The sequence below is a fragment of the Pseudophaeobacter sp. genome (assembly GCF_039971195.1).
Classification (GTDB): domain Bacteria; phylum Pseudomonadota; class Alphaproteobacteria; order Rhodobacterales; family Rhodobacteraceae; genus Pseudophaeobacter.
The window spans coordinates 12072-34657 of record NZ_JBDWPJ010000046.1; the positions used below are offsets into that span (position 1 = coordinate 12072).

A 22586-nucleotide genomic window follows, 5' to 3' on the forward strand; every position below is an offset into this window, starting at 1 on the left:
AGTTCACTACAGGGGAAAAGCAAATGGCAAAAATCGCGTTTTTGGGGTTGGGGGTCATGGGCTATCCGATGGCCGGGCATCTAAAGTCCGCAGGTCATGAGGTCAGCGTTTACAACCGAACCACCGCCAAGGCCGAGGCCTGGGCAAAGGCGCATGGCGGCAGCTTTGGTGCCACTCCGCGCGAAGCAGTTGAAGGCGCCGAATTTGTTATGGCCTGCGTTGGCAATGACGATGATCTGCGCTCGGTCTGCCTAGGGCCTGATGGCGCCTTTTCTGGCATGGCCGCAGGCAGTGTTTTTGTCGACCACACTACGGTTTCTGCCAAGGTCACCCGCGAGCTTTATGAGGCTGGCGCAGAAGCCGGGGTTGCCTTTGTGGATGCGCCGATTTCCGGCGGCCAGGCCGGGGCTGAAAACGGGGTTCTGTCAGTGATGTGTGGTGGCGACGCCGAGGTCTATGACCGGGCTGAACCAGTGATTGATGCCTATGCCCGCATTTGCCGTCGCATTGGCGACAGCGGCGCGGGTCAGATGACCAAGATGTGCAACCAGATCGCCATTGCAGGCGTGGTGCAGGGCTTAAGCGAAGCCTTGCACTTTGCCGATAAGGCTGGTCTGGACGGTCGCGCGGTGGTCGAAGTGATCAGCCAGGGGGCCGCAGGCAGCTGGCAGATGTCGAACCGCTATGAAACCATGCTGGACGATCATTTTGACCATGGCTTTGCGGTGGATTGGATGCGAAAGGATCTTGGCATCTGTTTGGATACCGCCAATGAGACCGGCGCCAGTCTGCCGGTGACGGCCCTGGTCGATCAGTTTTACAAAGACGTGCAAAAGCTTGGCGGCGGGCGCTGGGATACCTCCTCGCTGCTGAAGCGGCTGAAGGCACTGGACTAGCCAACCGGACTTAGCAGCAGGCTTCACGCCTGCAAAATAACAAAGACACGGCGCAGGTATCCTCTGCGCCGTGTCTTTTTTGAAAACCCTTAAGGGGAAATGTTAAGGGATAATGCGGGTATATTTGGTGCCTTCAAGCGTCGCACCAAGGCGCAGACCAGCCTGACCAAAGACAGCCGCCAAAACAGGCGAGGTCAGTGTGTTGGTATCAGCACTCAGGGAGTTGCCATCGTCGCGGACCACATATTCCAGGTCCGCCCCAGCGGCCCAACCGGAAGAGCGACGGAAATCGCTCAGCGCTTCCTGGGTCATGAAGAACAAGACATGGGCATATTGCTGGGCGCCGATTTGCAGCCCGGCATTGCCTTTGACAGTGGAGTAATAATCGACGGTTGCGCCGTTGATCCGCAATGCACCACGGCCATAGGCCCCGCCAACAATAAATCCAGCCTCTGTCACCAGCGGCATCACCAACATGCCGGTCGATTTCTCGGCCAGGGTGACAGTATGGGGATAGAGGTTATACATCTGACTTAAGGTGGAGTCGACGCGGGCGTCGATGGTCACGCTGTTCTTGTTCCCAACACCATTGCCACAGGCGGCGGTCACGCCAGCCCCGGCAAGAAGGCTAAGGGTAAAGCCACGACGGGACATGCGCGCGCGCGCACTGTCAGGTTGCGAAATGTCTTGCGAAGACATGCGGTTTAAAAACTTGCTGCTCATATATCCAGTTGCCTGTCCTGGTGCTCTTTGGCGTCGCGGCAATGCAAAGGGTGCTGCAGGGTCGCAAATCGCCTAAAGCGGGTGTGATGATGAAAGGCCGGTTATCCGGCTCTGGGGATAACTATACGCGGCTTTTGGCCCAGTGTCATTAGTTTGACAGCAGCTATGGGCGGCATCCCGCTTTGAAGTTTTCAAAATTTTGTAATCTGGGCGGAGTTACCCGTTGAGCAGCCGCGCGGTTTGCGGGGCAAAATAGGTGAGCACCCCGTCACAGCCAGCACGTTTAAAAGCCATGAGGCTTTCCAACATGACCTTTTCGCCGTCGATCCAGCCATTTTGCGCCGCCGCCTGGATCATCGCGTATTCGCCAGAGACCTGATAGGCAAAAGTCGGAGCACCAAAGGTGGATTTCACCCGGTAACAGATGTCCAGATAGGCGATGCCCGGTTTGACCATGACCATATCCGCCCCTTCCGAGAGGTCCCGCTGGATCAACCGCATGGCCTCGTCCGAATTTCCGGGGTCCATCTGGTAGGTTTTCTTGTCGCCCTGCAGGGCGCCAGAGGCGCCAACAGCATCGCGGAACGGCCCATAGTAGCCGGAGGCGTATTTGGCGGAATAAGACAGGATCGAAACATTCCGGTGACCGGCGGCCTCCAGCGCGCTGCGCATGGCGCCGATGCGGCCGTCCATCATATCTGAGGGCCCAATGATATCGGCGCCGGCCTCGGCCTGGGCCAGGGTCATCTTGACCAGGGCCTCGACGGTTTCATCGTTAAGGATCTCGCCATCTACCACATAGCCGTCGTGACCGTTGATATTGTAAGGATCCAGTGCCACGTCCGTCATCACCGCAATATCGGGCGCGACCGCCTTGATGGCGCGAATGGCCCGGTTGCACAGGTTGTCCGGGCTCCAGGCCTCGGCGCAGTCTTCGGTTTTGAGCGCCGCATCGGTATAGGGAAACAGACAGATTGCCGGAATGCCCAGCGCCTGGGCCTCCACAGCGGCTTCAGCGATTTTATCAACCGAGCGACGTAACACCCCGGGCATCGAGCTCACTGGTTCCTCGATCCCCTCGCCATCGCGCACAAAAACTGGCCAGATCAGATCCTCGGTGGTCAGGGTGTGTTCACGGACCAGTCCCCTGATTGCGGGGGTGACCCTTGTGCGGCGCAGACGGGCAGCGGGAAAGGGGGCGACGGTCGGCTTCATCTGGATCTCATCTTTCTTGCTTTTGAACCTCGTGGGTCGCATGGAAGCAGCGGTGCTGGCAAGTGGCACAATCGCCGCGCTTTGACCTGAGCTTTGCGCACGCCCTTTCAGGGGGGCTTGTTTAACCCCAGTGGGCAGAGGATATAGGGCCGGATTGCTGCCTCAGGTGGTGGGTTTTGCAAAACCATCTGTCCATTTGACGCTGTGATCCTGCACATAGAGAGGCATCTGCGCTTTGAACCTGTTTGAAACCCTTTCCGAGATGATTGATCTGCGGTCCTTTTCCAATCTCTGGTACTGGATTGCCCTTGCGGTGCTGTGGTCGACCCTCAGCCACCGTATTCTGGGCGTGCCCTTTGACATGGTTCAGCGCGCCCGCAAGCATGGTGGGCAATCGACACAGGATCTCGAAGACCTGGTGCGGATCAATACAAACCGGATGTTGTTTGTGGTGAATACCACAGGCGTTTGGCTGCTTGGGCTGGTGTGTTTTGTGCTGTCCACTTTGGCGACCCTCGGCTTTGGCTTGAATGTCGAATTTGCGCAAGCCGTGTTTTTGCTGGTGTTTCCCTTGTCGCTGGTGGTTTTGATCAGTCTCGCCACAGCGCGAAAAATTGTTCACAAAGAGATCGACGGTGAGGCCCTGTGTCAGGCGCTTGCCCTTTGTCGGTTCTATGTTCAGGCGCTTGGCATGATCTGCATTTTTGTGACGGCGCTCTGGGGGATGTGGCAAAACGCCAATATCGGCCCCTTGGGCGGCTGATTTGCAGGGCACCTAGCGGGGCAGCCAAAAGGGAAGGGGTGATCTTTCCGACGGAAAACCCTGGTTGAATGCCCTGTCTGCGGGCTCTAGGAACAGCATTCAGACGTTACTCCGCTCAGCGGTTGTTCAGCGGTTTTAAGGAGAGGCCAAGATGGCGCAACGATCTATCACCATGGGCGGCGCGCCCGAGGGCTTTGACGCCCGGCTGATCCTCAATGAGCTGGAGAAATCCGGCCAACCCGTTCTGCACATTGCCCGTGATGACAAACGGATGGAAGCGATGCGGGCAGCGCTGGCGTTTTTTGCGCCGCAGATGCCGGTGATTGTCTTTCCCGGATGGGACTGCCTGCCCTATGACAGGGTCTCTCCCAATGCCGATGTGGCCGCGGCCCGTATGGCTTGCCTCGCGGCGCTGGTGCATCAGATGCCCAAGCAGTTCATCCTGCTCACCACGCTCAATGCCGCCAGCCAGCGTGTGCCCGCCCGTGCTACCCTGCGCGAAGCGGCGTTTTCGGCCCAGGTCAACCAGCGCGTCGACGAAAAATCCCTGCGCAGCTTTCTGGTTCGGATGGGGTTTGTGCAAAGCCCAACAGTGATGGAGCCGGGCGATTATGCTATCCGGGGCGGTATAATCGATATCTTTCCCCCCGGTGATAGCGGCCCGGTACGGCTCGATTTCTTTGGCGATGTGCTGGATGGGGTGCGCCGATTTGATCCGGCCAGCCAGCGCACCACGGAGACGCTGGAGCTGATCGAATTGGCTCCGGTTTCTGAGGTAATCCTGGACGAGGCTGCCATCACCCGGTTCCGGCAAAACTACCGGATCGAATTTGGCGCCGCCGGGACCGATGATCCCCTTTATGAGGCGGTCAGTGCCGGGCGCAAACATCAGGGCATTGAGCATTGGCTGCCGTTTTTCCACGAAAACCTGGAAACCCTGTTCGACTACCTTCCGGATGCGACGCTGACCATTGATGATCAGGTGACCCCGGCGCGTCTGGCGCGGTGGGAGAGCATCGAGGACCAGTATGAGACCCGCAAAATTGCCATGTCGCAGAAGGGCCGCATGGATACGGTCTACAAACCGACGCCTCCCGGTCTGCTCTATCTGGATGATGCGGCCTGGGAGACGGCAGTGTCTGGCCATCGCCGGATCCAGCTGCACCCGCTGGCCCAGGCCTCTGGCCCAGGTGTGGTCGATGCTGGCGGGCGCATTGGGCGCAATTTCTCGCCTGAACGTCAGCAGGAAAGTGTAAGTCTTTTTGGGGCTTTGGCCGATCATATTAAGACCCGTTTGCACGAAGGTCCGGTGGTTGTTGCCTCATATTCTGAAGGCGCGCGCGAACGTCTGACCGGGCTTATTGAGGACGAAGGTCTGGCCGAGGTTATACCGGTTATGGACGGCACCCGGATCGGAAAATCCGGATTGCATTTGGCGGTCTGGGCGCTGGAACACGGGTTTCAGTCCGACGAGATGACGGTGATCTCAGAGCAGGATGTTTTGGGGGATCGGCTGATCCGGGCCCCAAAGAAGCGTCGTAAGGCCGAGAATTTCCTGACCGAAACCCAGTCGCTCAGCCCCGGAGATCTGGTGGTGCATGTGGACCACGGCATTGGCCGCTACAAGGGCATGGAGGTGGTTTCGGCCGCAGGCGCTGCCCATGAATGCCTGCTGCTGGAATATGCCGAACAGTCAAAGCTCTACCTGCCGGTTGAAAACATCGAGCTTCTGTCAAAATACGGTCACGACGAGGGGCTGTTGGATCGGCTTGGTGGTGGGGCTTGGCAGGCGAAAAAGGCCAAGCTGAAGGAGCGCATCCGCGAGATGGCGGATAAGCTCATCCGGATTGCCGCCGAACGGGCCCTGCGTCGGGCGCCGGCGATGGATCCGCCGCCCCATGCCTGGGAGGAGTTTTCGGCCCGCTTTCCCTATCAGGAAACGGATGATCAGCTGCGCGCCATCGAAGACGTGATGGCAGATCTGACCTCTGGCCAGCCGATGGACCGGTTGGTCTGCGGTGATGTGGGCTTTGGTAAAACCGAGGTGGCCATGCGGGCGGCCTTTGTGGCGGCGATGTCTGGCGTGCAGGTGGCTGTGGTGGCCCCGACCACGCTTTTGGCGCGGCAGCATGCTGCCTCCTTTGCGGAACGTTTTCGGGGCTTCCCTTTGGAAGTCAGGCAGTTGTCACGCTTTGTTTCCGCAAAGGAGGCCGCCAAAACCCGTGAAGGTATGGCCAGAGGCACGATTGACATCGTCATCGGCACCCATGCTTTGCTGGCCAAAAATATCCGGTTTAACAACCTTGGCCTGTTGATCATCGACGAAGAACAGCATTTTGGCGTTGGCCACAAGGAACGGCTGAAACAGCTGCGCTCTGACATCCATGTGCTGACCCTCACCGCCACCCCAATCCCGCGTACTCTACAGCTGAGCCTCACCGGCGTGCGCGATCTGTCAATCATTGGGACACCTCCAGTGGATCGGTTGGCGATCCGCACCTATGTCAGCGAATTCGACGCTGTTACCCTGCGCGAGGCCTTGCTGCGCGAACATTATCGTGGCGGCCAGAGCTTTTATGTGGTGCCGCGGATCTCTGACCTGCCGGAAATCGAGGATTTCCTGAAAGAGCAACTGCCCGAGCTCACCTACGTGGTGGCCCATGGCCAGATGGCTCCAGGAGAGTTGGATGACCGGATGAATGCCTTTTACGACGGCAAATATGATGTGCTCTTGGCGACGACCATTGTGGAATCCGGCCTCGATATTCCTACGGCCAATACCATGGTGGTGCACCGGGCTGATATGTTTGGCCTGTCGCAGCTCTACCAGATTCGCGGACGTGTGGGGCGCAGCAAAACCCGCGCCTATGCCTATCTGACCACCAAGCCGCGCCAGCGTCTTACCCCGGCGGCTGAAAAGCGGCTCAAGGTACTTGGCTCGCTCGATACCTTAGGGGCGGGTTTTACCCTGGCAAGTCAGGATCTTGATATTCGAGGGGCGGGTAATCTGCTAGGTGAGGAGCAATCCGGCCAGATGCGCGATGTGGGCTATGAGCTCTATCAGTCGATGCTGGAGGAGGCGATTGCCAAGATCAAATCAGGTGAGCTGGAAGGGTTGAGCGACGGGGATGCGCAATGGGCGCCGCAGATCAACCTTGGTGTGCCAGTGCTGATCCCGGACGCCTATGTGCCTGATCTGGATGTGCGGCTTGGCCTTTACCGACGTCTGTCCTCGCTTACCACCAAGGTGGAGCTAGAAGGTTTTGCTGCAGAATTGATCGACCGGTTTGGGAAATTGCCAAAAGAGGTCAATACCTTGATGCTCGTTGTTCGGATCAAGGCAATGTGCAAACGCGCCGGAATTTCGAAACTGGACGCAGGCCCCAAGGGCGCGACGTTGCAGTTCCACAACGACAAATTCGCTTCGCCACAGGGGTTGGTGGATTTCATCCATAGCCAGGATGGGCTGGCCAAGGTCAAAGACAACAAGATCGTGGTGCGGCGCGATTGGAAAAAGGACAGCGACAAGATCAAAGGCGCTTTTGCCATTGCCCGCGACCTGGCTGAACGGCTGATTGCTGAGAAAAAACGCGCTAAGGCCCAGGCCAAATAGCGCTATTCCAGAGTTGCCCCGATCAGGTGATTTGATCGGGGTTTGAGGTTTCAGATCCCACAGCAAGCCTGCGGCTGCATCGCCACCTGGGCACAGCCGCAGGAAGCAAAGACGCCGTCTGATCGCGCCTGCGCAGCGTCGAGTTTTTGCTTGATGTGCCGGATCTCCACCTCTTCACCGCGCATCTGAAGGCAATCATACAACCCTTTAAGACTCCAGACATTATCTGGATGCACCGAGGCGCGAGACAGGCTGTTATCAAGTCCGAGATCAGCGCGGTAGACCGCCTCGGCCTCGGTTACATGGCCCTGTTCCAACAGGAGTGCGCCCAGCGCATGACGAGTGGGCTGCATCCAGCCCCAGGGCTCGTCATAGGGCAGATTGTCATCTAGTTGAACCGAGCGACGCAGGTGGTCATAGGCCTGGTCATAGCTACCCTTGCGGTATTCGATTTCTCCGCGCAGCATTTCGCGTGCAATTTCAAGCAGGTCTACGACCCGGTTATTGTGCATGAGGCGGCTGTCGGGAACGCGGGATTTGGCCGCAAGGAACTGGGTTTCCTCGGCTACGGCCTCGGCCACTTGCCCCGTGGCGGCATAGCCAATGGCGCGGGCATAATGGGTGGTTGCCGTGAGGGTGCAATAAAGCGTTTGGTCCTCTGGCAGCTTCAGGGCGATGCAGTCTTGCCAACGACCGAACCGGATCAGGATATGCGGGTGCATTGCCATGTAGGATTCAAAATAATCCGCCATCGGCGGGCTCTCAATGCGCAGCATCTCTTCTGGGGTGGTCTCCCATAGGCCCTTGTTTGCCTGCAGCGCGGGCTCCATTTGTCCCAGGAAAAGAGCGCCATAGATCACGAAGTGATAGTCGTGCTGGCGATAACCTGTGTAGATGTTGTAAGCGCCTTCGCGGGCGTAGTATTTCAGGTCCGCCTTGATCGCCTCTTCGTTCCACAGGACCACCTCGTGATAGTTGCCACAAAGCACATCAATATGGGTCGGCATATGCACCAGATGCCCTGCATCCGGCACCAAACGGCGCAACACATCTGCTGCCTTTAGCGCTTTTTCCGGGGTGGGTGACATCTCCATCAGGTGCACATAGAGGTGCAGCAGACCGGGATGTCGCATCGCGCCCGGGTTCTGCGCCATGGCCTCTTCCAGAATCTGTTGTGCCTCCAGTGTGGCCGCGCCTTTGGCAGGTTTGCCGGACTTCAGGTCCCACATTCTCCACGGCGTCAGGTTGAGCAGGCTTTCGGCAAAAATACAGCGCAGGTCATTGTGATCGCGACACTGGGCAAAGGCTTCGCGCATGGTCGCGGCAAAATCATAGTCCCAGGCATGCATGTCCTCAATCAGGTCACGTTGCGGGTAGCGCGCGCCTAGGGCTTTGATCAGCAGGGTCTCTGCTTCGCTACAACCCGAGACATGGCCAAGTGCCGCCTGACTGGCATCATAGGCTGTGGCCAGGGCCGTCGCGCGGCCTGTCTCGTCGTGCAACTCCCAAGGCATGTTGTAATTGGGGCCTGAGGCATAGGCGAGCCCCCAATGGGCCATAGCGCAGTTGGGATCAAGGCTGATTGCCTGTTGGAAACAGGTGGTGGCCTCTTGATGGTTATAGCCATAGGTCCAGATCAGCCCACGATCAAACCAGAGCTGCGCCTGTGGAGACGTGGTCGTAATTGGGCAAGTGTAACTGCCTAGATCATACGGATATTCCATCAAAAAACCTCCCCAAATATTTGGAGAGGTTAGGAGTTTCCTGAGCTGTCAGCAAGCGTTCTAGTCAGTCAGAAACCGTGCCTCTACTCGGGCCATATGCAGCATGACAAGGTAAGCAAGCGTGGCCATGATCAGGATGCCCAGGGTGATCGGCAACAAGGAGCCATTAAACAGCAATCCAATGGGGCCTGCGATAACAGCGGCCAAGACTGTCGAGATCGCGCCAATGACTGAGGCCGCCATACCAGCAATATGGCCCATCGGCTCCATCGCCATGGCATTGAGGTTGCCCAATGTGGTGCCGGCCATAAAGAACACGCTGGTCTGCCAGGCGACAAACAATCCGAAGGCTAGACCGGCTGGGAGGCTGAAACCATCCAGCGTCAGCATCACCGCCGAGAACAGGATCTGCAGCGCCAAAGACCAGGTCACCATACGACGCATTCCCACGCGCACCACTACGGCCGCGTTGAGCACACTGGCGCTGCCCGACATCAGGGCGACAAAGCCAAACCAGAAGGGAAAGCTGTCGCCGCGATCAAAGATGATGTCATAGACCTGCTGCACCATGGTCAACATAGTGAACAGCATGGCGAGGCAGAAGGTCTGTACCACAATCGACAGACGCACGGTGGGGTGCTGGATCATTTCCTTCACCGCCGAAAGCATCAGCGGCATCCGGAAGGGGCGTCTGTTTTCCGCCGCCAGCGGTTCGGACAGGCGGATCTGCATCCACAGGGACATGATGAGCGCAAAGACGGCAAAGGCCACAAAGATGCCGCGCCAGCCGGCAAAGACGATGATGCCTTGCCCCAGCATGGGCGCAAAGGCGGGAACCAGAGTGAAGATCATCATGGCAATCGACATCATCCGGGCCATTTCCCGCCCCGAATACAGATCGCGTACAATGGCCAGGGCGACAACCCGTGGCCCAGCAGCGCCGAGGCCCATGGTGACACGGGCAATTAGGACTAGCTCCAACGAAGACGAAGCCCAGGCTACTGCGGAGGACGCGATATAGATCACAGCGCCGACGATGATCACCGGCTTGCGGCCAAAGGCATCCGACAGTGGACCGGTGAAAAAGGTGCCAACCCCCATTCCGAGCACAAAGGAGGTCAGGATCAGCTGCGCCCGGTTGACGTCACCGGGGCTGAGCTGGGCGCCGATCTCTGGCAGGGCTGGCAGCATGGCGTCGATAGAAAAGGCGATAGTCGCCATCATCATCGCCACCAGCGAAATGAATTCTGTCTTGGACATATTGTGGGACGGCATTGCTGTCATTGGGATCCTCATGCGAGACTTCGGCGGTCCTGAAATTGGATCCTCTCCGGGTCTCTTCTGTCCCGCGCTATCACGGCCAGAGAGCAGAGGCCATGGTGCAAAATGCACAGAGTTCTGTGCATTGTTGCTTTGTGTAGTTTCTCAGGCCATTCAACACGAGTGCCCGATGGGCGGTGCAAAGGCAGGTCTAGGCCTTTGGTTCCTCTTGTGATGCCGCCGCGTGGGGTTCGGCATCCTCATTGGCAACCTGTTCGCTTGCCTCCTCGCTTTTGCCGTCAAGCTTGGCAAAAAGCCATTCGTTATGCTGTTGCCGTTTCAGCAGTTGCATCTGGGCAAACTCATGCATTGCCAGGGCAAAAACGCCCAATCCGCCAAAGATCAGAAAGGTGGTCGCCAATTTTCCGGCCGCCGTCACCGGGACCAGATTGCCATAGCCAACGGTGGAGATGGTGACGATGGTGAAAAAGTAGGAATCAAGCCAGCTCCAGCCTTCGATGATGCGAAAGAACACAGTGCTTGAGGAGACGATGACAAGAAGGGCGACAAAGATGGTCAACCGACGAAGCTGGTTCATGTGTCCTCCTGAGGTGTTTGTAACTGCTGAATAATATCCTCAACGATCTGCTTCCACATCTCGGGCTGCTGGGCGCCGGGGACGGCATGTTGATTGGCGATAATGAAGGTCGGGACCGAGGAAACCCCCATCTTGCGCGAATGCGCATCGCGGTTGCGAATGTCCTCAACGTCATTGTCACCAGAGAGGAGTTTGCGGATGACACCCCCCTCCAGGCCAGTTTTCTCGGCAATTTCTACCAGAACATCATGATCGCCGATGTCACGGGCCTGCGCAAAATAAGCGTCAAACAGCGCGTCAACCATCGCGCCCTGTTTGCCTTCAATGCCGGCCCAATGGATCAGGCGATGGGCGTCGATGGTGTTGGGGGTGCGCTGCATGCCTCCAAAATCAATTTTGAGCCCGGCCTTTTCCGAGTGCTCCACTACTGGTGCATAGGCCCGCACCGCGCCTTCTTTGCCGCCAAATTTGCCTTCCAGATATTCACGCCGCCCCATGCCTTCGCGCGGCATATCGGGGTTCAGCTGAAACGGGTGCCATTCAATGACAAAGGGATGTTCGGGGAGTTCCGCCAGCGCCTTGTCCAGATGGGTTTTGCCGATGTAGCACCAGGGGCAAATCGGGTCGGAAATGATGTCGAGCTTTACGGTCGGCAGATCGGCGGTCATGGGTTATCCTTTGAAATAGGCGGGCAGGGCGCGGCGCAGCAATTTGCCGTTGGCGCCACTGGGCAGGGCTGGCAGGTGGACATAAGCGCGGGGCTGTTTGTAGCGCGCGAGTTTTTGAGCTGCAAAATCCTGTAGCTCCTCCACTTCCAGGGCGCGAGGCCCCGTATAAAAGGCCACAATGATGTGACTGTCGGTCTTTACTTCAACTGTGGCCACCCCGACCTGGATGATGCCGGGATGGGCGGAAAGCTGGGTTTCCACTTCGATTGGAGAGACCCGAAAGCCGCCGGCATTCATCATGTCGTCGGCCCGACCTAGATAGCTCACCTGGCCATCGACGGCCATGGCGCCCTGATCTCCGGTCAGGAACCAGCCGTCCTGCATCCGTGCGGCGGTTTCTTCGGGGGCATTCATATAGCCAAGCATCAGGCCGGGATCAGAGGCGGCAATGGCAATGGTGCCCTCGTCGCCCTGCGGCACCGGCCCATCAGGGCCAAGGATCGCCACACGACGTCCCGGCTGCGGCTGTCCCAATGCCTGGCCCCGCGCTGGATGGCTGGGGCTGGACGAGATAAAGGTAGAGCACTCTGACATGCCATAGGCTTCATATAGTTCAGTTCCGGTGATCTTGGTCCAGGCGCTATGCAGATGGGCAGAGAGTTTTTCCCCAGCACAGAGCCCATGGCGCAGATCGGGCAGATCCAGCGGTGATTTCGTCTTTAGTATTTTGCGATAAACCCCGGGGGCTGCGGCAAATATTGTGGCCCGATGCTGTTTCAACAGCGCCGGGAGGTCTGATGGGTCTGTGCCAGGTTCCGGGATCAGAGCAGTGGCGCCAATGGTCCAGGGGTCCATCAAGCCGGTGCCGAGCGTAAAGGTCCAGTTGAAGGCTCCGGCGTGTAGCAGGCGGTCTTCAGCCTTCAGATCATACCAGCCATCCACCATCATTTGCCGCGCCCAGATGGCGCGATGGGCATGGGCAACGGCGCGGGGTTTGCCGCTGGTGCCGGAGGTATAGACCGCATAGGCCATACGCTCTGGATCGCCCATTGCATAGTCGCAAGGGGGCAGCGCATGCATGGCCTGCAAATCTGCCAGCAGGATCTGATTGGGATGCGCGGCGCAGGTTACCTCTGGGTCGCGCAACACAGCGGCGGGCTCCAGATCTGCGATCATCTTGGCGACCTCACCCTCTGTCAGATCAGAGGAGGTCGGCACTGGCACCAGCCCGGCGGCGATGGCGCCGAGGTAGGCAATGGGGAAATCGACGGTATTGCCAAGGCGCATCAGCAGGATCTGGCCGGGCTGCAGCCGCTGTTGCAACAGGCCCGTGCCAGTACCGCGTACAGCGGCTTCCAACTGGGCAAATGTCCAGATCTGAGATCCACCGGGACCCAAAACTTCCAATCCGGGCTTTTGGCTCAGATCAGTTGCACGACGCAGCACATGGGCCGCCAGATTGAAAGGGGCGGGGCAGGGTGCAAAGGCACCTTGATCAAACAGGGACAACATATCCATTGGCTAGCGCGACAAGTGCCGCGTTGCAAGCATGCAGCGGGCATCCTATAGAAGCCCTATGACAGGACGCGATCCAAAATCTTTGATCACCATTGCCCGCGCCACCGGCGAGGAGCGCGAAGCAGAGCCGCTTGATCTCGGCGCCCGGGTGCGTGAGTTGCGCAAGGCCCGCGACTGGACGCTGGAACATGCGGCCAATCAGGCAGGGTTGGCCCGCTCTACCCTGTCCAAGATCGAAAACGGCCAGATGTCGCCGACCTATGAGGCGCTCAAAAAACTGGCCGTTGGGCTGCAAATTTCGGTGCCGCAGCTGTTTACCCAGCCGCAGCGGGACCAGGTCAATGGCCGTATGACCGTGACAAAGCTGAACGAAGGCTCAGCACAGGCAACTGCCACCTATGAGCACGAATTGCTGGCCGAGGGGCTGCGCCGCAAACAGATGCTGCCTTACCGCGCAAGGGTGCGGGCCCGGTCGATGGAAGAGTTTGACGGTTGGGTGCGCCACGATGGCGAAGAGTTCATGTATGTGCTCACCGGGGTGGTAAAGCTCTATACCGAGTTCTACGAGCCGGTAGAGATGCGCCGGGGCGACAGCGCCTATTATGACGCGGCAATGGGTCACAATGTAGTGTCCATGAGCCAGGAAGACGCCACCATTCTCTGGGTGACCTCGCTCAGCTAAGGTTGCTCAGCTAGAGATTGTGGTGGATCCCCAGTGGCCACAGGCAGCAGTCCACAACAAGTTTAGACGGGCTCCACGTCCAATTCCGCGTGCAGGCTTTCGGTAAAGAGAAAATCCTCAACCTCTTCACGGGCTTCGCGCAGGGTCAGGTGGTGGGTATTGGCCAGATAGGCCACAAACCCGTCGCGGTCCTGCTCCAGACTGGGGACCGTTTCAGGCTGCAAATGCGGGAAACGCTGTTTGGCCCGCGGGTACATATCTTCCCAGCACAGTGGGGGGGGAAAGACCGTCATGACTGATGCCCCTATAGAAACAATAACCGTTTACTGAGGCCCACTATAGCAAAGTGAGGTGAAAATGGAATGTGAGAGTTCGCAGACCACACAGAGGGGGCCGCCAACCAGGGAGGGGCACCCTGTGTGGAAACCCAACCGGCGGTCATTTAGGAAGCTGCATATTGCCAATCCGAGGCTGGCTAGTCTTCCTGATACCACCAGACATCGGGCATAAACCCGGTGCGATCGCCATAGATCGGCAGTGTCTCGGGGAATTTCAGCTCACGCGCATGGGCGATGCGGCCTTTGTCAAAGGACCAGATCGGGATCACATAGCGCCCTGCGGTCAATACCCGGTCCAATGCGCGGGTGGCCGATGTGAACTCTTCATGTGTTTCAACCGTGAGCATCAGGTCAATCATTGCATCTACCGCTGGTGAAGCGATGCCCATCAGGTTGCGACTTCCGGGCTGGTTAGCCCCCGCTGCGCCCCAGTATAGTTTTTGTTCGTTGCCTGGGCTGAGCGATAGCTCGCGCCGCACCCGGGTCAGATCAAAGTCAAAGTCGCTTTGGCGGCCAACATACTGTGCGTTGTCAACCAATTCAGGCGTTAAGGTGATGCCTAGACGTTCCAGTGCGCGGGCGTAGATCTCCACCACTGTTTTCATCTCTGTGTCGCCTTGGCGCAGCAGCACCTTCAGGTTCAGGGGCGTGCCATCTGCAGTGTGGAGCGCACCGTCTTGCACAGTGAGCCCGGCTTCTGCCAGCAGCTTCATGGCCTGCCGCAGGTTTTTACGATTGCGCTGGGTGCCATCGCTTTGCGGCAGTGCGTAGCCATCGATGGCGCCGACGGGCAGATCATCAGCAAAGGGAGCAAGATAGGTTGCAACCCGGCCTTTGGCGGGACCAGGGCGCAGACCTAGGTGCGAATTTGAGAAATAGGATCTGATCCGGGGCTGGACGCTGCCGGTGATGGTCTCGTTGATATATTCAAAGTTGAAAGCTAGCAGCAACGCTTCGCGCACACGCCAATCATCCAGCGGTGCGCGTCGGGTGTTGATGGCCAGCCCCGTCATACCAGAGGGACGTTGATGCGGGATCTCGCTTTTGACCACTCGCCCGTCGGTGACGGCGGCAAACCCATAGGCACTGGCCCATTTGTCGGCGTTGAATTCGCGGTAGCTGGTTAGCTCTCCGGCTTTGAATGCCTCAAACAAAACGGTTTGATCGCCAAAAAAGTCTATTCTGAGCTGATCAAAGTTCTGTGTACCAACCCTAAAGGGCAAATCCTTACCCCAATAATCCGGATTGCGTTTTAACGTTATTTGCCGACCTGCCTCAAAGTTATCCACAACATAGGCGCCGGTGCCAATTGGCGCCTCGGAAAGACCTGAGGCGGCAAAGTCTTTTCCCTCCCATTGCGCCTTTTGCAAAATCGGCCGCATTCCGGCGATCAAGGCAAGCTCACGATCCTCGGTGTTGAAACTGATCCGCAGGCTGCGGGGGCCGGTCTTGCGGATCTCTGCGATCTTGTTCCAGAACCCTCGATATCGCAGGTGGCCTTTGGTGCCGAGAGTCTCGTAGGACCAGATCACATCCGCGACGGTGACGGGGGTGCCATCCGAGAATCGTGCCTCTGGCCGCAGGGTAAATTCGACCCAAGATCGGTCTTCTGGTACTTCAACTGATTCGGCCAACAGCCCGTAAAGAGAGAAAGCTTCGTCCCAGGAGCGGCCCATCAGGCTCTCGTAGCCCCAAAATCTGAGCTGCCAGGGCGGCGTGCCTTTCTGGGCAAAGGGGTTGAGCGTATCAAACCCGCCGGTATTGCCAAAGACGACTTTGCCGCCTTTGGGGGCCGAAGCGTTAACGTAGGGTAAAGACACAAAATCCTGTGGCAAGGCGGGGTCGCCATACATAGCTATGCCATGGGATGATTCTGCCTGGGCAAATTGGGCACCGCCAAACAGCAGGATTCCAGCTGTGGCGATCTTGAGGTTTTGGAAAAAAACTGACTTCACTTTGGCAACAATCCCGCTCTGCCCTTATTTTCTTAGGTCTATACCTAACTGTGGCATCTTCGTCATTTCAAACTTTTAGCTTGGAGGAAAGCGTCAAATTGCTTATAAAGGTCTCACTGCTCGATAGGTTTCTTGCCTGTATGAAACCTGCCTCAATAACTTCACGCCCGCTTCGCGCGGGCGTTTTTTTTTTGGCGGCCCGCATCTTGAGTGCGCAGTACGACCTGTCGACACGCTCCGAATCTGCCTTGAACGGCCTCTGATTTGTAGCACCCAAAGGAACCCCAAGGCCGTCTACGTAGTCCTACGCGTTTCTTTTGCGCCTGCAGCATGGCAAGAAGGGGAAACACCGCTTCAAAGTGACCAGGGAAAGGGACATGAGATGACGCTCCAGGGAAAAACAGCCGTGATCACCGGATCAAATTCAGGCATCGGGCTTGGTATCGCGCGCGAATTGGCTCGCGCCGGGGCGGATGTCGTGCTGAACTCCTTTACCGACCGGGACGAAGATCATTCCTTGGCAGCGGGCATTGCAGCCGAGTTCGGCGTCACGGCCCGCTATATTCAGGCCGATATGTCCAAAGGCGCGGCCTGCCGGGACCTGATCGCGAGCGCCGGGTCCTGTGATATCCTGGTCAACAACGCGGGCATTCAGCATGTGGCCCCGGTGGATGAATTCCCGGCAGAGACCTGGGATGCCATCCTGGCCATCAACCTCAGCTCGGCCTTTCACACCACAGCCGCTGCCCTGCCGATGATGCGAGCCTCGGGCTGGGGCCGGGTGGTCAATATCGCCTCTGCCCATGGGCTAACGGCCTCGCCGTTCAAATCCGCCTATGTCGCCGCAAAACACGGCGTTGTGGGCCTGACCAAGACCGTGGCGCTGGAAACCGCCGAAGAGCCAATCACCTGCAATGCCATCTGCCCCGGCTATGTGCTGACCCCGCTGGTCGAAGCACAAATTCCGGACACCATGTCCAAGTACAACATGTCCCGCGAAGAGGTGATCAAACAGGTGATGCTGGAGCGCCAGCCCTCGCGTGAATTTGCTACCGTTGAGCAGCTGGGCGGCTCCACCGTGTTTTTCTGCTCGGACGCGGCGGCGCAAATCACCGGCACCACTCTTAGCGTTGATGGCGGCTGGACTGCGCTTTAGCGCTGGACACAGCAAACCAGCACAATACCTAAGAGATACAAATGACAAAGGGAGTGCGCTCTGCCTTCCCTTTGTCATTTGATCACTTCAGATTGCTTCGAAGCCTTCAGGCACTCTCTTCGGGAAGCTCTGGCTGGCTGGGGTCTTTGGCGTTTGGATAGACCAGCCCGGCAGAAATCACCAGTTTGGCAGCGTCTTCCACGCTCATCTCCAGCTCAATGACATCATCCTTGGGCACAAAGAGCAAAAACCCAGAGGTCGGGTTTGGCGTGGTGGGGAGAAAGACGCTCATCATGGCACCGGTCGTGTCAGCCTGTTCAGAGACCTCGCCTTTGGCCGTGGTCGAGATAAAGCCAATTGCCCAGATGCCGCGACGGGGATACTGGATCAGACAGGCTTTTTCAAAGCTCCGTTCGGACTGGGCAAAAACCGTTTCCGAGATCTGTTTGATGCCGGAATAGATGGTGCGCACCACCGGCATGCGGTTGACCAGGTTTTCGGCAAAACCGATCAGCGAGCGGCCAATGATACCCTTGGCGATCCAGCCAATCACGATGGTAAAGAGCAAAAAGAAGATCAGCCCGATGCCGCGCAGATTGATACCGATGTATTGCTCGGGCGATATGGTATGCGGCACCAGTGGCAGCACAACGGAATCGACCCAACCCACCACGGTCCACAACAGCCAGATGGTCAGCCCAACCGGTGCAATAACCACAATCCCAGTAAAGAACGAGGAGCGCAGCCGGGCAAACAGCCCAGGGCGATGGCGAATGGGGTCTTCGTCAAAAGGCGTGGTCATGAGAGGCAATCAAGCATTGGGATCAATCACATATTTCGAGTTAGCCAGAACCTAGGTACTGATCACCGCTGGGGCAATGGGATTGTCAAAGGAAAGTCACTCAAGCGTTAAGGGTGACCAGTTCTTTGGCGATTTCTGCTGCAAGTCGCGCATTATTGCGCACCAGGGCGATATTTGCCGTCAGGGACCTTCCCTCGGTCAGCTCAAAGATGCGTTTGAGCAAAAATGGCGTGACTGCCTTGCCGACAACGCCTTGTGCGTCGGCTTCGCCTTGGGCTTGGGCAATCACCGGAGCTAAAACCGCCGCCGCGATTTCGGCCTCCTGCGGAATCGGATTGGCAATCAACTGGCCGCCCGGCAACCCCATAGAGGCGCGTGTGGCCTGAGCGCGGGCAATCTCGGCGGCGCTGTCCATCCGCAAAGGCGCGGTCAGGTCAGACTGCGCTGACCAAAAGGCCGGGAAGCTGTCCTGGCCATAGGCAATCACCGGAACGCCTTGAGTTTCAAGGATTTCCAGGGTCTTGGGTATGTCGAGAATGGCCTTGGCGCCGGCCGCAACAACAGTCACCGGTGTCTGCGCCAGCTCCAATAGATCGGCAGAGATGTCAAAGCTGGTCTCGGCCCCTTTGTGGACGCCGCCAATACCGCCTGTGGCAAAGACGCCAATACCTGCCAGTCGCGCGGCAATCATCGTGGCAGCTACGGTGGTGGCGCCGGTTTTACCCATGGCGATACAGGCGGGCATATCCGCGCGCGAGACTTTTGCGACATCATTGGCCTGGCCCAGGGATTGCAGCTGATCCGCTTCCAGCCCCACATGCAAAACGCCCTGCATCACCGCGATTGTGGCAGGGGTGGCGCCAGCGTCGCGGATGTCCTGTTCCACCTGCGCAGCCACTTCAACATTTTGTGGGTAGGGCATCCCATGGGTGATGATGGTACTTTCCAGCGCCACGATGGCGGTGCCAGCGGATTTTGCGGCCTGGACTTCGGATGAATACCGGATCTCGATCACAGCGGGGGTTCTCCTGAAACATAGGTGGCGGCGGCCTGCAAGGCAGCGGCCAGGGCAGTGTGTCTGTTTTCGCCGCGGGATTCGGCGGCGATATGCGCGGCCATGAAGGTGTCGCCAGCGCCGGTCACCCGCGCAACGGTGGCGCGGGGTGGCTGCTGGGTAATTACGGCGGCAGGGCCGGATTGGGCGCAGGCCTCACTGGCGGATGCGCCGCCATCAGTCACCAGAACCCGGGCGGCGCCGCGCTCCAGCAGCGCCAGGGCGGCGGTCTCACTGTTACTGAAGCTATCCTGGCACAGCAACCCGGCCTCTTCGAGATTGACATAAAGCGTGCCGCGGGTGGCGGTCAGAAAGGGGCGAAGCCGTTCTGCCTTGCCCGGCGAGGCCGGGGCGACCCGCAGATCGGCCTTGGCAAAGGCCGGATCCGAGGCGATGTCACCAAGCAAAGACAGGGTCAGATTGCCATCCAGCGCAATCGCTCCCTCATAAGGGACTTCCCGAGACCCAAGGGTGCCATCCAACAGCGGACGCAGTATCTTATTGCCTGCGGCCTCCAGCGAATGGGCATCCGCAATGGCGGCAATCAGCCCATTGCCACCTTCAACCGCCATATAGCGATCGGTCGGCAGATCTTCAGAGCGATAAAGATGCGCGGTCAGGCAGCCAAGCCGGGCGCAGGCCGCAATCAGCTCATCGCCTTCCGGGTCACGTCCGACGGTGCTCAGCAGATTGGGCACCAGGCCAAACCGCGCCAGGGTCATGGCGATATTCATCGCCACACCGCCGGGTAGGCGGGTGATACGGCCGGGCATATCTGATCCACGGCGCATTTCAGCCGGGCTGCGACCGATGATGTCCCAGAGCACAGATCCAATGCAAAGCACCATTGGTGCAGATTCTGTCGCGGAGGTGGAAGTTTTGAATTCTTGGGTCATGGAAGCTCTATTGCGCCTTTTGTCGTGCCTCGCAAGCGCCAAGCGCTCAGTCGCAAGTCCGGAGGTCTCAAGGAAGGGCAAAAACCAAAGAGGCCCAAAGCGTTTGCCAAACAGCCTCTGGATCGCCCATGAGGGGGCGAAGGACCACCGCATTGAGCAAATAGCTGTGTTCGCTGCGCACCGACAGCTGCAAAACGCCCATATTATCCGTGAGTAGGCGCTCGCTTTGAACGCTTCCATCGGGTGCGCGCTCAAAAATCTCCACCTGTGCTAGGGGTCTTGGCTTGCCCTGGTACAGCAGCAGGATTTGTATTCTTGCGGGGGCGGGTCCAGTTGAAGCGGGTAGGGTGTAGGGGTTTTGCAAAGCCACAAGCTCTGTCTCCAGGCCAAAGGCGCGATCCGCCCCAGCACCATGATCCACGGAGACCAGCAGTTTTGTATGGCGGCTGTAGCGCTCACCAAACCCATGTTCTGGCAGGTCGCGCTGTTGGTGGCGGGCCTGCACATCCTGGAAGCCCTGATGATTGGAAAAATCGGCAAAGGCTTGCCAGGTTTCATAGGTGATCAGATCAGTCGTGGTTTCATGCAGGGCAATCAACAGGCCGGGCTGCAAACCCTCCAACACCAGCGCGGGCATATCGCCCATGCGGCCCTGGTAGGGAGTAATAATCCCGTCCTGAACCGTATCAAATCGGACGATGCGTTCGGCAAAATAGGGCAGGCGGGCGCCTTTGAACATCTGACCATTTCTAAGACCCGCCTGCAGTGAGTCGTCGGATTTTACTTGATATTTTTCCGGCTCAATCCAAAACTCATGAGACAGCGCAGGTGTAGAAGCCGTTGCAAGAGCGGCAAGGCTCAGGGCGGTCAGGAACAGGCGTGGCAGGACAACAGAGCGGAACAGTGGTTTGAGCATTTTTATGACTTTGCAATTGGGCTTTCTCAGGGTGGGGCTCCTGGGGGTGCTGTCAAGCCTAATGCTGTGTTTCGCTGGCCCCACGCGCGCCCATGAGGTGACGCCGACGATTGCCGATTTTGACGTCAGCGAGGGCCAGATTGCCTTTGTGCTGCGGATGAATATTGAGGCATTTGTGGCAGGGATTGATCTGGATGGCCGTGCAGATACGGATACCAGCGATAAATCCACCGACTACGACCTGCTGCGCAATATGGAGCAGGATGAGTTGAAGCCGATGGTGCGGCTTTTTCTGGAGGACTGGATCCCTGACTTGCAGCTTGATGCGGGTGGGCCTGTCGCTGTGCAACTGGAGTCACTGACCATTCCAGAAGTTGGCGATGCGGAGCTGCCGCGCAGTTCCGTTTTGGTACTGAGCGGAGATGTCCCGCGTTCGTCGCTTTACCTCAACCTGACCTGGCCCAAACGATCAGGTGCCGTGGTGCTGCGCCAGAACGGGGTGGAAGAGCCCTATACCGGTTATCTGCTGGGGGGCGCACGCTCGCCTGCCATTGCTCTCAAAGGGGGCGCAGTGCAAAGCGGTTGGCAGGTTTTCCAGAACTATCTGCCGGTTGGTTTTGACCATATTTTGCCCAAAGGGCTGGATCACATCCTGTTTGTTCTGGGGCTCTACTTCCTCAGTGTGCGCATGGCACCGCTCCTGTGGCAGGTCACCACCTTTACCATCGCCCATAGTATCACCCTGGCACTTGGGGCCCTGGGGCTGGTCACCGTTGACCCCGCAATCGTTGAGCCACTGATTGCGGCTTCTATCGTTTTTGTCGCGGTTGAAAACATCTTCGCCCGCCGATTGCATGCCTGGCGAACCTTTGTGATCCTTGGCTTCGGCCTGCTGCACGGGCTCGGCTTTGCCTCGGTGCTGGGGGAGTTCGGTCTGCCAAGCGATCAGATCGTACCGGCGCTTTTGGGCTTCAATGCTGGGGTTGAATTGGGGCAGTTGACTGTGATTGCAATTGCCTATGGGGCCCTGGGGTATTGGTTTGGCAAACATCCTAAATACCGCGGCCGCGTTGCCATCCCGGCCTCGCTCACCATCGCGCTAATTGGCGGCTATTGGTTCTATGAACGGGTCTTCCTTTAAGGGAGGCACACGGCATAGAGAAAGGCGCCTGAGTTTCCTTCGGCGCCTTGGTGGTTCCTTAGGTTAAGCAGATCCCTGTCAACGCATGGACGCCATCAACCGGGCCAGGGTGGCAACGGGGTCTTCACTGTTCCAGATCTCTTCGCCAAGGCCAAAGAAATCGGTAAAGGGCGACACGGTGCGGATCAGGTCTTCCGTGAGGCCACCCTCGGCCACCACAGGAACTTCGATCATCTGTGACCACCATTCAAACAGCTCGGTTTCCGCCACTGCGCCATCGCCCAAACCAGAGGTGCCAACGGGGCCAAAGCTCACGTAATCGGCGCCCGCCTCGCCAGCGCTGATGCCATCATGGCGTGAGGCGCCGCAGAAACTGCCAACAATGGCGTCGGGTCCCAGAGCTTTGCGGGCGGTGCGCACGGATTTGGAGGCGTCATTCAGATGAACCCCGTCCAGACCCAGACGTTCCGCCAGGATCTGATGGTCGCTAATCACAATGGCAACGTCGCGGGCATGGCAGACCTCACGCAGGGCATCGCCGGCGCGGCTCAGGGTGTCTTCGTCGCGGCTGGCCAAATTGAGGCGCAGACAGGAGATCTCGGTGCTGTCCAGCACCCGCGCCAATTGGTCCGGGTAGCGGCCAAGTTCAAAACTCGGGGGGGAGATCA

At 58.2% G+C, this 22586-nt stretch carries 20 protein-coding genes; 6 read left to right on the top strand and 14 right to left on the bottom strand.

All coding sequences use genetic code 11. The annotated features are described in order from the left end of the window. The first annotated feature begins 23 nt into the window (after positions 1-23). Positions 24-896 (top strand): NAD(P)-dependent oxidoreductase, encoded by an 873-nt coding sequence (locus ABJP42_RS03995; RefSeq protein ID WP_348338586.1) that lies wholly within the window; start codon positions 24-26, stop codon positions 894-896. Between the two features lie 102 nt (positions 897-998). Here ABJP42_RS03995 and ABJP42_RS04000 read toward each other — a convergent pair whose 3' ends face one another. Then, positions 999-1550 carry a lipid-binding SYLF domain-containing protein gene (locus ABJP42_RS04000; RefSeq protein ID WP_348338587.1) on the bottom strand — a complete coding sequence of 184 codons (552 nt, stop codon included), beginning with the start codon at positions 1548-1550 and terminating at the stop codon, positions 999-1001. 285 nt (positions 1551-1835) lie between these two features. Then, on the bottom strand, positions 1836-2834 hold the full coding sequence (gene hemB, locus ABJP42_RS04005; RefSeq protein ID WP_348338588.1) for a porphobilinogen synthase: 999 nt from the start codon (positions 2832-2834) through the stop codon (positions 1836-1838). 235 nt (positions 2835-3069) lie between these two features. On the opposite strand from hemB, the gene ABJP42_RS04010 reads away from it, so the two are divergent. Both ABJP42_RS04010 and mfd read left to right on the top strand, forming a co-directional pair. Next, positions 3070-3597 (top strand): component of SufBCD complex, encoded by a 528-nt coding sequence (locus tag ABJP42_RS04010; RefSeq protein ID WP_348338589.1) that lies wholly within the window; start codon positions 3070-3072, stop codon positions 3595-3597. Positions 3598-3748: 151 nt separating this feature from the next. Beyond that, entirely contained in the window at positions 3749-7210 is a 3462-nt protein-coding gene (gene mfd / locus ABJP42_RS04015; protein ID WP_348338590.1) for a transcription-repair coupling factor, read from the top strand. A 50-nt stretch (positions 7211-7260) separates the two neighbouring features. Here the strand turns inward: mfd and ABJP42_RS04020 are convergent, their stop codons facing one another. From ABJP42_RS04020 to ABJP42_RS04040, 5 genes are all read right to left on the bottom strand, one after another. Beyond that, the gene (locus ABJP42_RS04020; RefSeq protein WP_348338591.1) at positions 7261-8934 is read right to left on the bottom strand and encodes a hypothetical protein; all 1674 of its coding nucleotides are present in this window, start codon (positions 8932-8934) and stop codon (positions 7261-7263) included. A gap of 60 nt (positions 8935-8994) precedes the next feature. Then, complete coding sequence (locus ABJP42_RS04025) at positions 8995-10218, bottom strand: multidrug effflux MFS transporter (protein ID WP_348338592.1); 1224 nt, start codon at positions 10216-10218, stop codon at positions 8995-8997. Between the two features lie 187 nt (positions 10219-10405). Next, on the bottom strand, positions 10406-10792 hold the full coding sequence (locus tag ABJP42_RS04030) for a potassium channel family protein (protein ID WP_348338593.1): 387 nt from the start codon (positions 10790-10792) through the stop codon (positions 10406-10408). After that, positions 10789-11460 (bottom strand): DsbA family oxidoreductase, encoded by a 672-nt coding sequence (locus ABJP42_RS04035; RefSeq protein WP_348338594.1) that lies wholly within the window; start codon positions 11458-11460, stop codon positions 10789-10791. Before ABJP42_RS04035 ends, ABJP42_RS04030 begins: the two co-directional genes overlap by 4 nt. 3 nt (positions 11461-11463) lie before the next feature. Next, positions 11464-12972, bottom strand: a complete 1509-nt coding sequence (locus ABJP42_RS04040) for a class I adenylate-forming enzyme family protein (RefSeq protein ID WP_348338604.1) — start codon at positions 12970-12972, stop codon at positions 11464-11466. A 64-nt stretch (positions 12973-13036) separates the two neighbouring features. Here ABJP42_RS04040 and ABJP42_RS04045 point away from each other — a divergent pair, with 64 nt between their 5' ends. Continuing rightward, positions 13037-13660 (top strand): helix-turn-helix domain-containing protein, encoded by a 624-nt coding sequence (locus ABJP42_RS04045; protein ID WP_348338595.1) that lies wholly within the window; start codon positions 13037-13039, stop codon positions 13658-13660. Positions 13661-13722: 62 nt separating this feature from the next. On the opposite strand, the gene ABJP42_RS04050 is transcribed toward ABJP42_RS04045, so the two are convergent. After that, positions 13723-13953, bottom strand: a complete 231-nt coding sequence (locus ABJP42_RS04050) for a hypothetical protein (RefSeq protein ID WP_348338596.1) — start codon at positions 13951-13953, stop codon at positions 13723-13725. Positions 13954-14135: 182 nt separating this feature from the next. Further along, positions 14136-15953 carry an extracellular solute-binding protein gene (locus ABJP42_RS04055; RefSeq protein ID WP_348338597.1) on the bottom strand — a complete coding sequence of 606 codons (1818 nt, stop codon included), beginning with the start codon at positions 15951-15953 and terminating at the stop codon, positions 14136-14138. A 382-nt stretch (positions 15954-16335) separates the two neighbouring features. Between ABJP42_RS04055 and ABJP42_RS04060 the strand changes: the two genes are divergently transcribed. After that, positions 16336-17109 (top strand): 3-hydroxybutyrate dehydrogenase, encoded by a 774-nt coding sequence (locus tag ABJP42_RS04060; RefSeq protein ID WP_348338598.1) that lies wholly within the window; start codon positions 16336-16338, stop codon positions 17107-17109. A 106-nt stretch (positions 17110-17215) separates the two neighbouring features. Here ABJP42_RS04060 and ABJP42_RS04065 read toward each other — a convergent pair whose 3' ends face one another. From ABJP42_RS04065 to ABJP42_RS04080, 4 genes are all read right to left on the bottom strand, one after another. Next, on the bottom strand, positions 17216-17911 hold the full coding sequence (locus tag ABJP42_RS04065) for a DUF502 domain-containing protein (RefSeq protein ID WP_348338599.1): 696 nt from the start codon (positions 17909-17911) through the stop codon (positions 17216-17218). A 100-nt stretch (positions 17912-18011) separates the two neighbouring features. Continuing rightward, a complete protein-coding gene (locus ABJP42_RS04070) occupies positions 18012-18926 on the bottom strand; it encodes a pseudouridine-5'-phosphate glycosidase (RefSeq protein WP_348338600.1) in 915 nt (304 codons plus the stop codon). After that, positions 18923-19861, bottom strand: coding sequence for a PfkB family carbohydrate kinase (locus ABJP42_RS04075; protein ID WP_348338601.1), 939 nt, complete (start codon positions 19859-19861; stop codon positions 18923-18925). The genes ABJP42_RS04070 and ABJP42_RS04075 overlap by 4 nt, the downstream gene beginning before the upstream one ends. Positions 19862-19928: 67 nt before the next feature. Beyond that, positions 19929-20777: a DUF4198 domain-containing protein gene (locus ABJP42_RS04080; RefSeq protein WP_348338602.1), complete on the bottom strand. Its 849-nt coding sequence runs from the start codon at positions 20775-20777 to the stop codon at positions 19929-19931. 61 nt (positions 20778-20838) lie between these two features. Between ABJP42_RS04080 and ABJP42_RS04085 the strand changes: the two genes are divergently transcribed. After that, positions 20839-21918 (top strand): HupE/UreJ family protein, encoded by a 1080-nt coding sequence (locus ABJP42_RS04085; protein WP_348338605.1) that lies wholly within the window; start codon positions 20839-20841, stop codon positions 21916-21918. 78 nt (positions 21919-21996) lie between these two features. Here ABJP42_RS04085 and ABJP42_RS04090 read toward each other — a convergent pair whose 3' ends face one another. Next, a complete protein-coding gene (locus tag ABJP42_RS04090) occupies positions 21997-22584 on the bottom strand; it encodes a thiamine phosphate synthase (protein ID WP_348338603.1) in 588 nt (195 codons plus the stop codon). Positions 22585-22586: the final 2 nt, after the last annotated feature.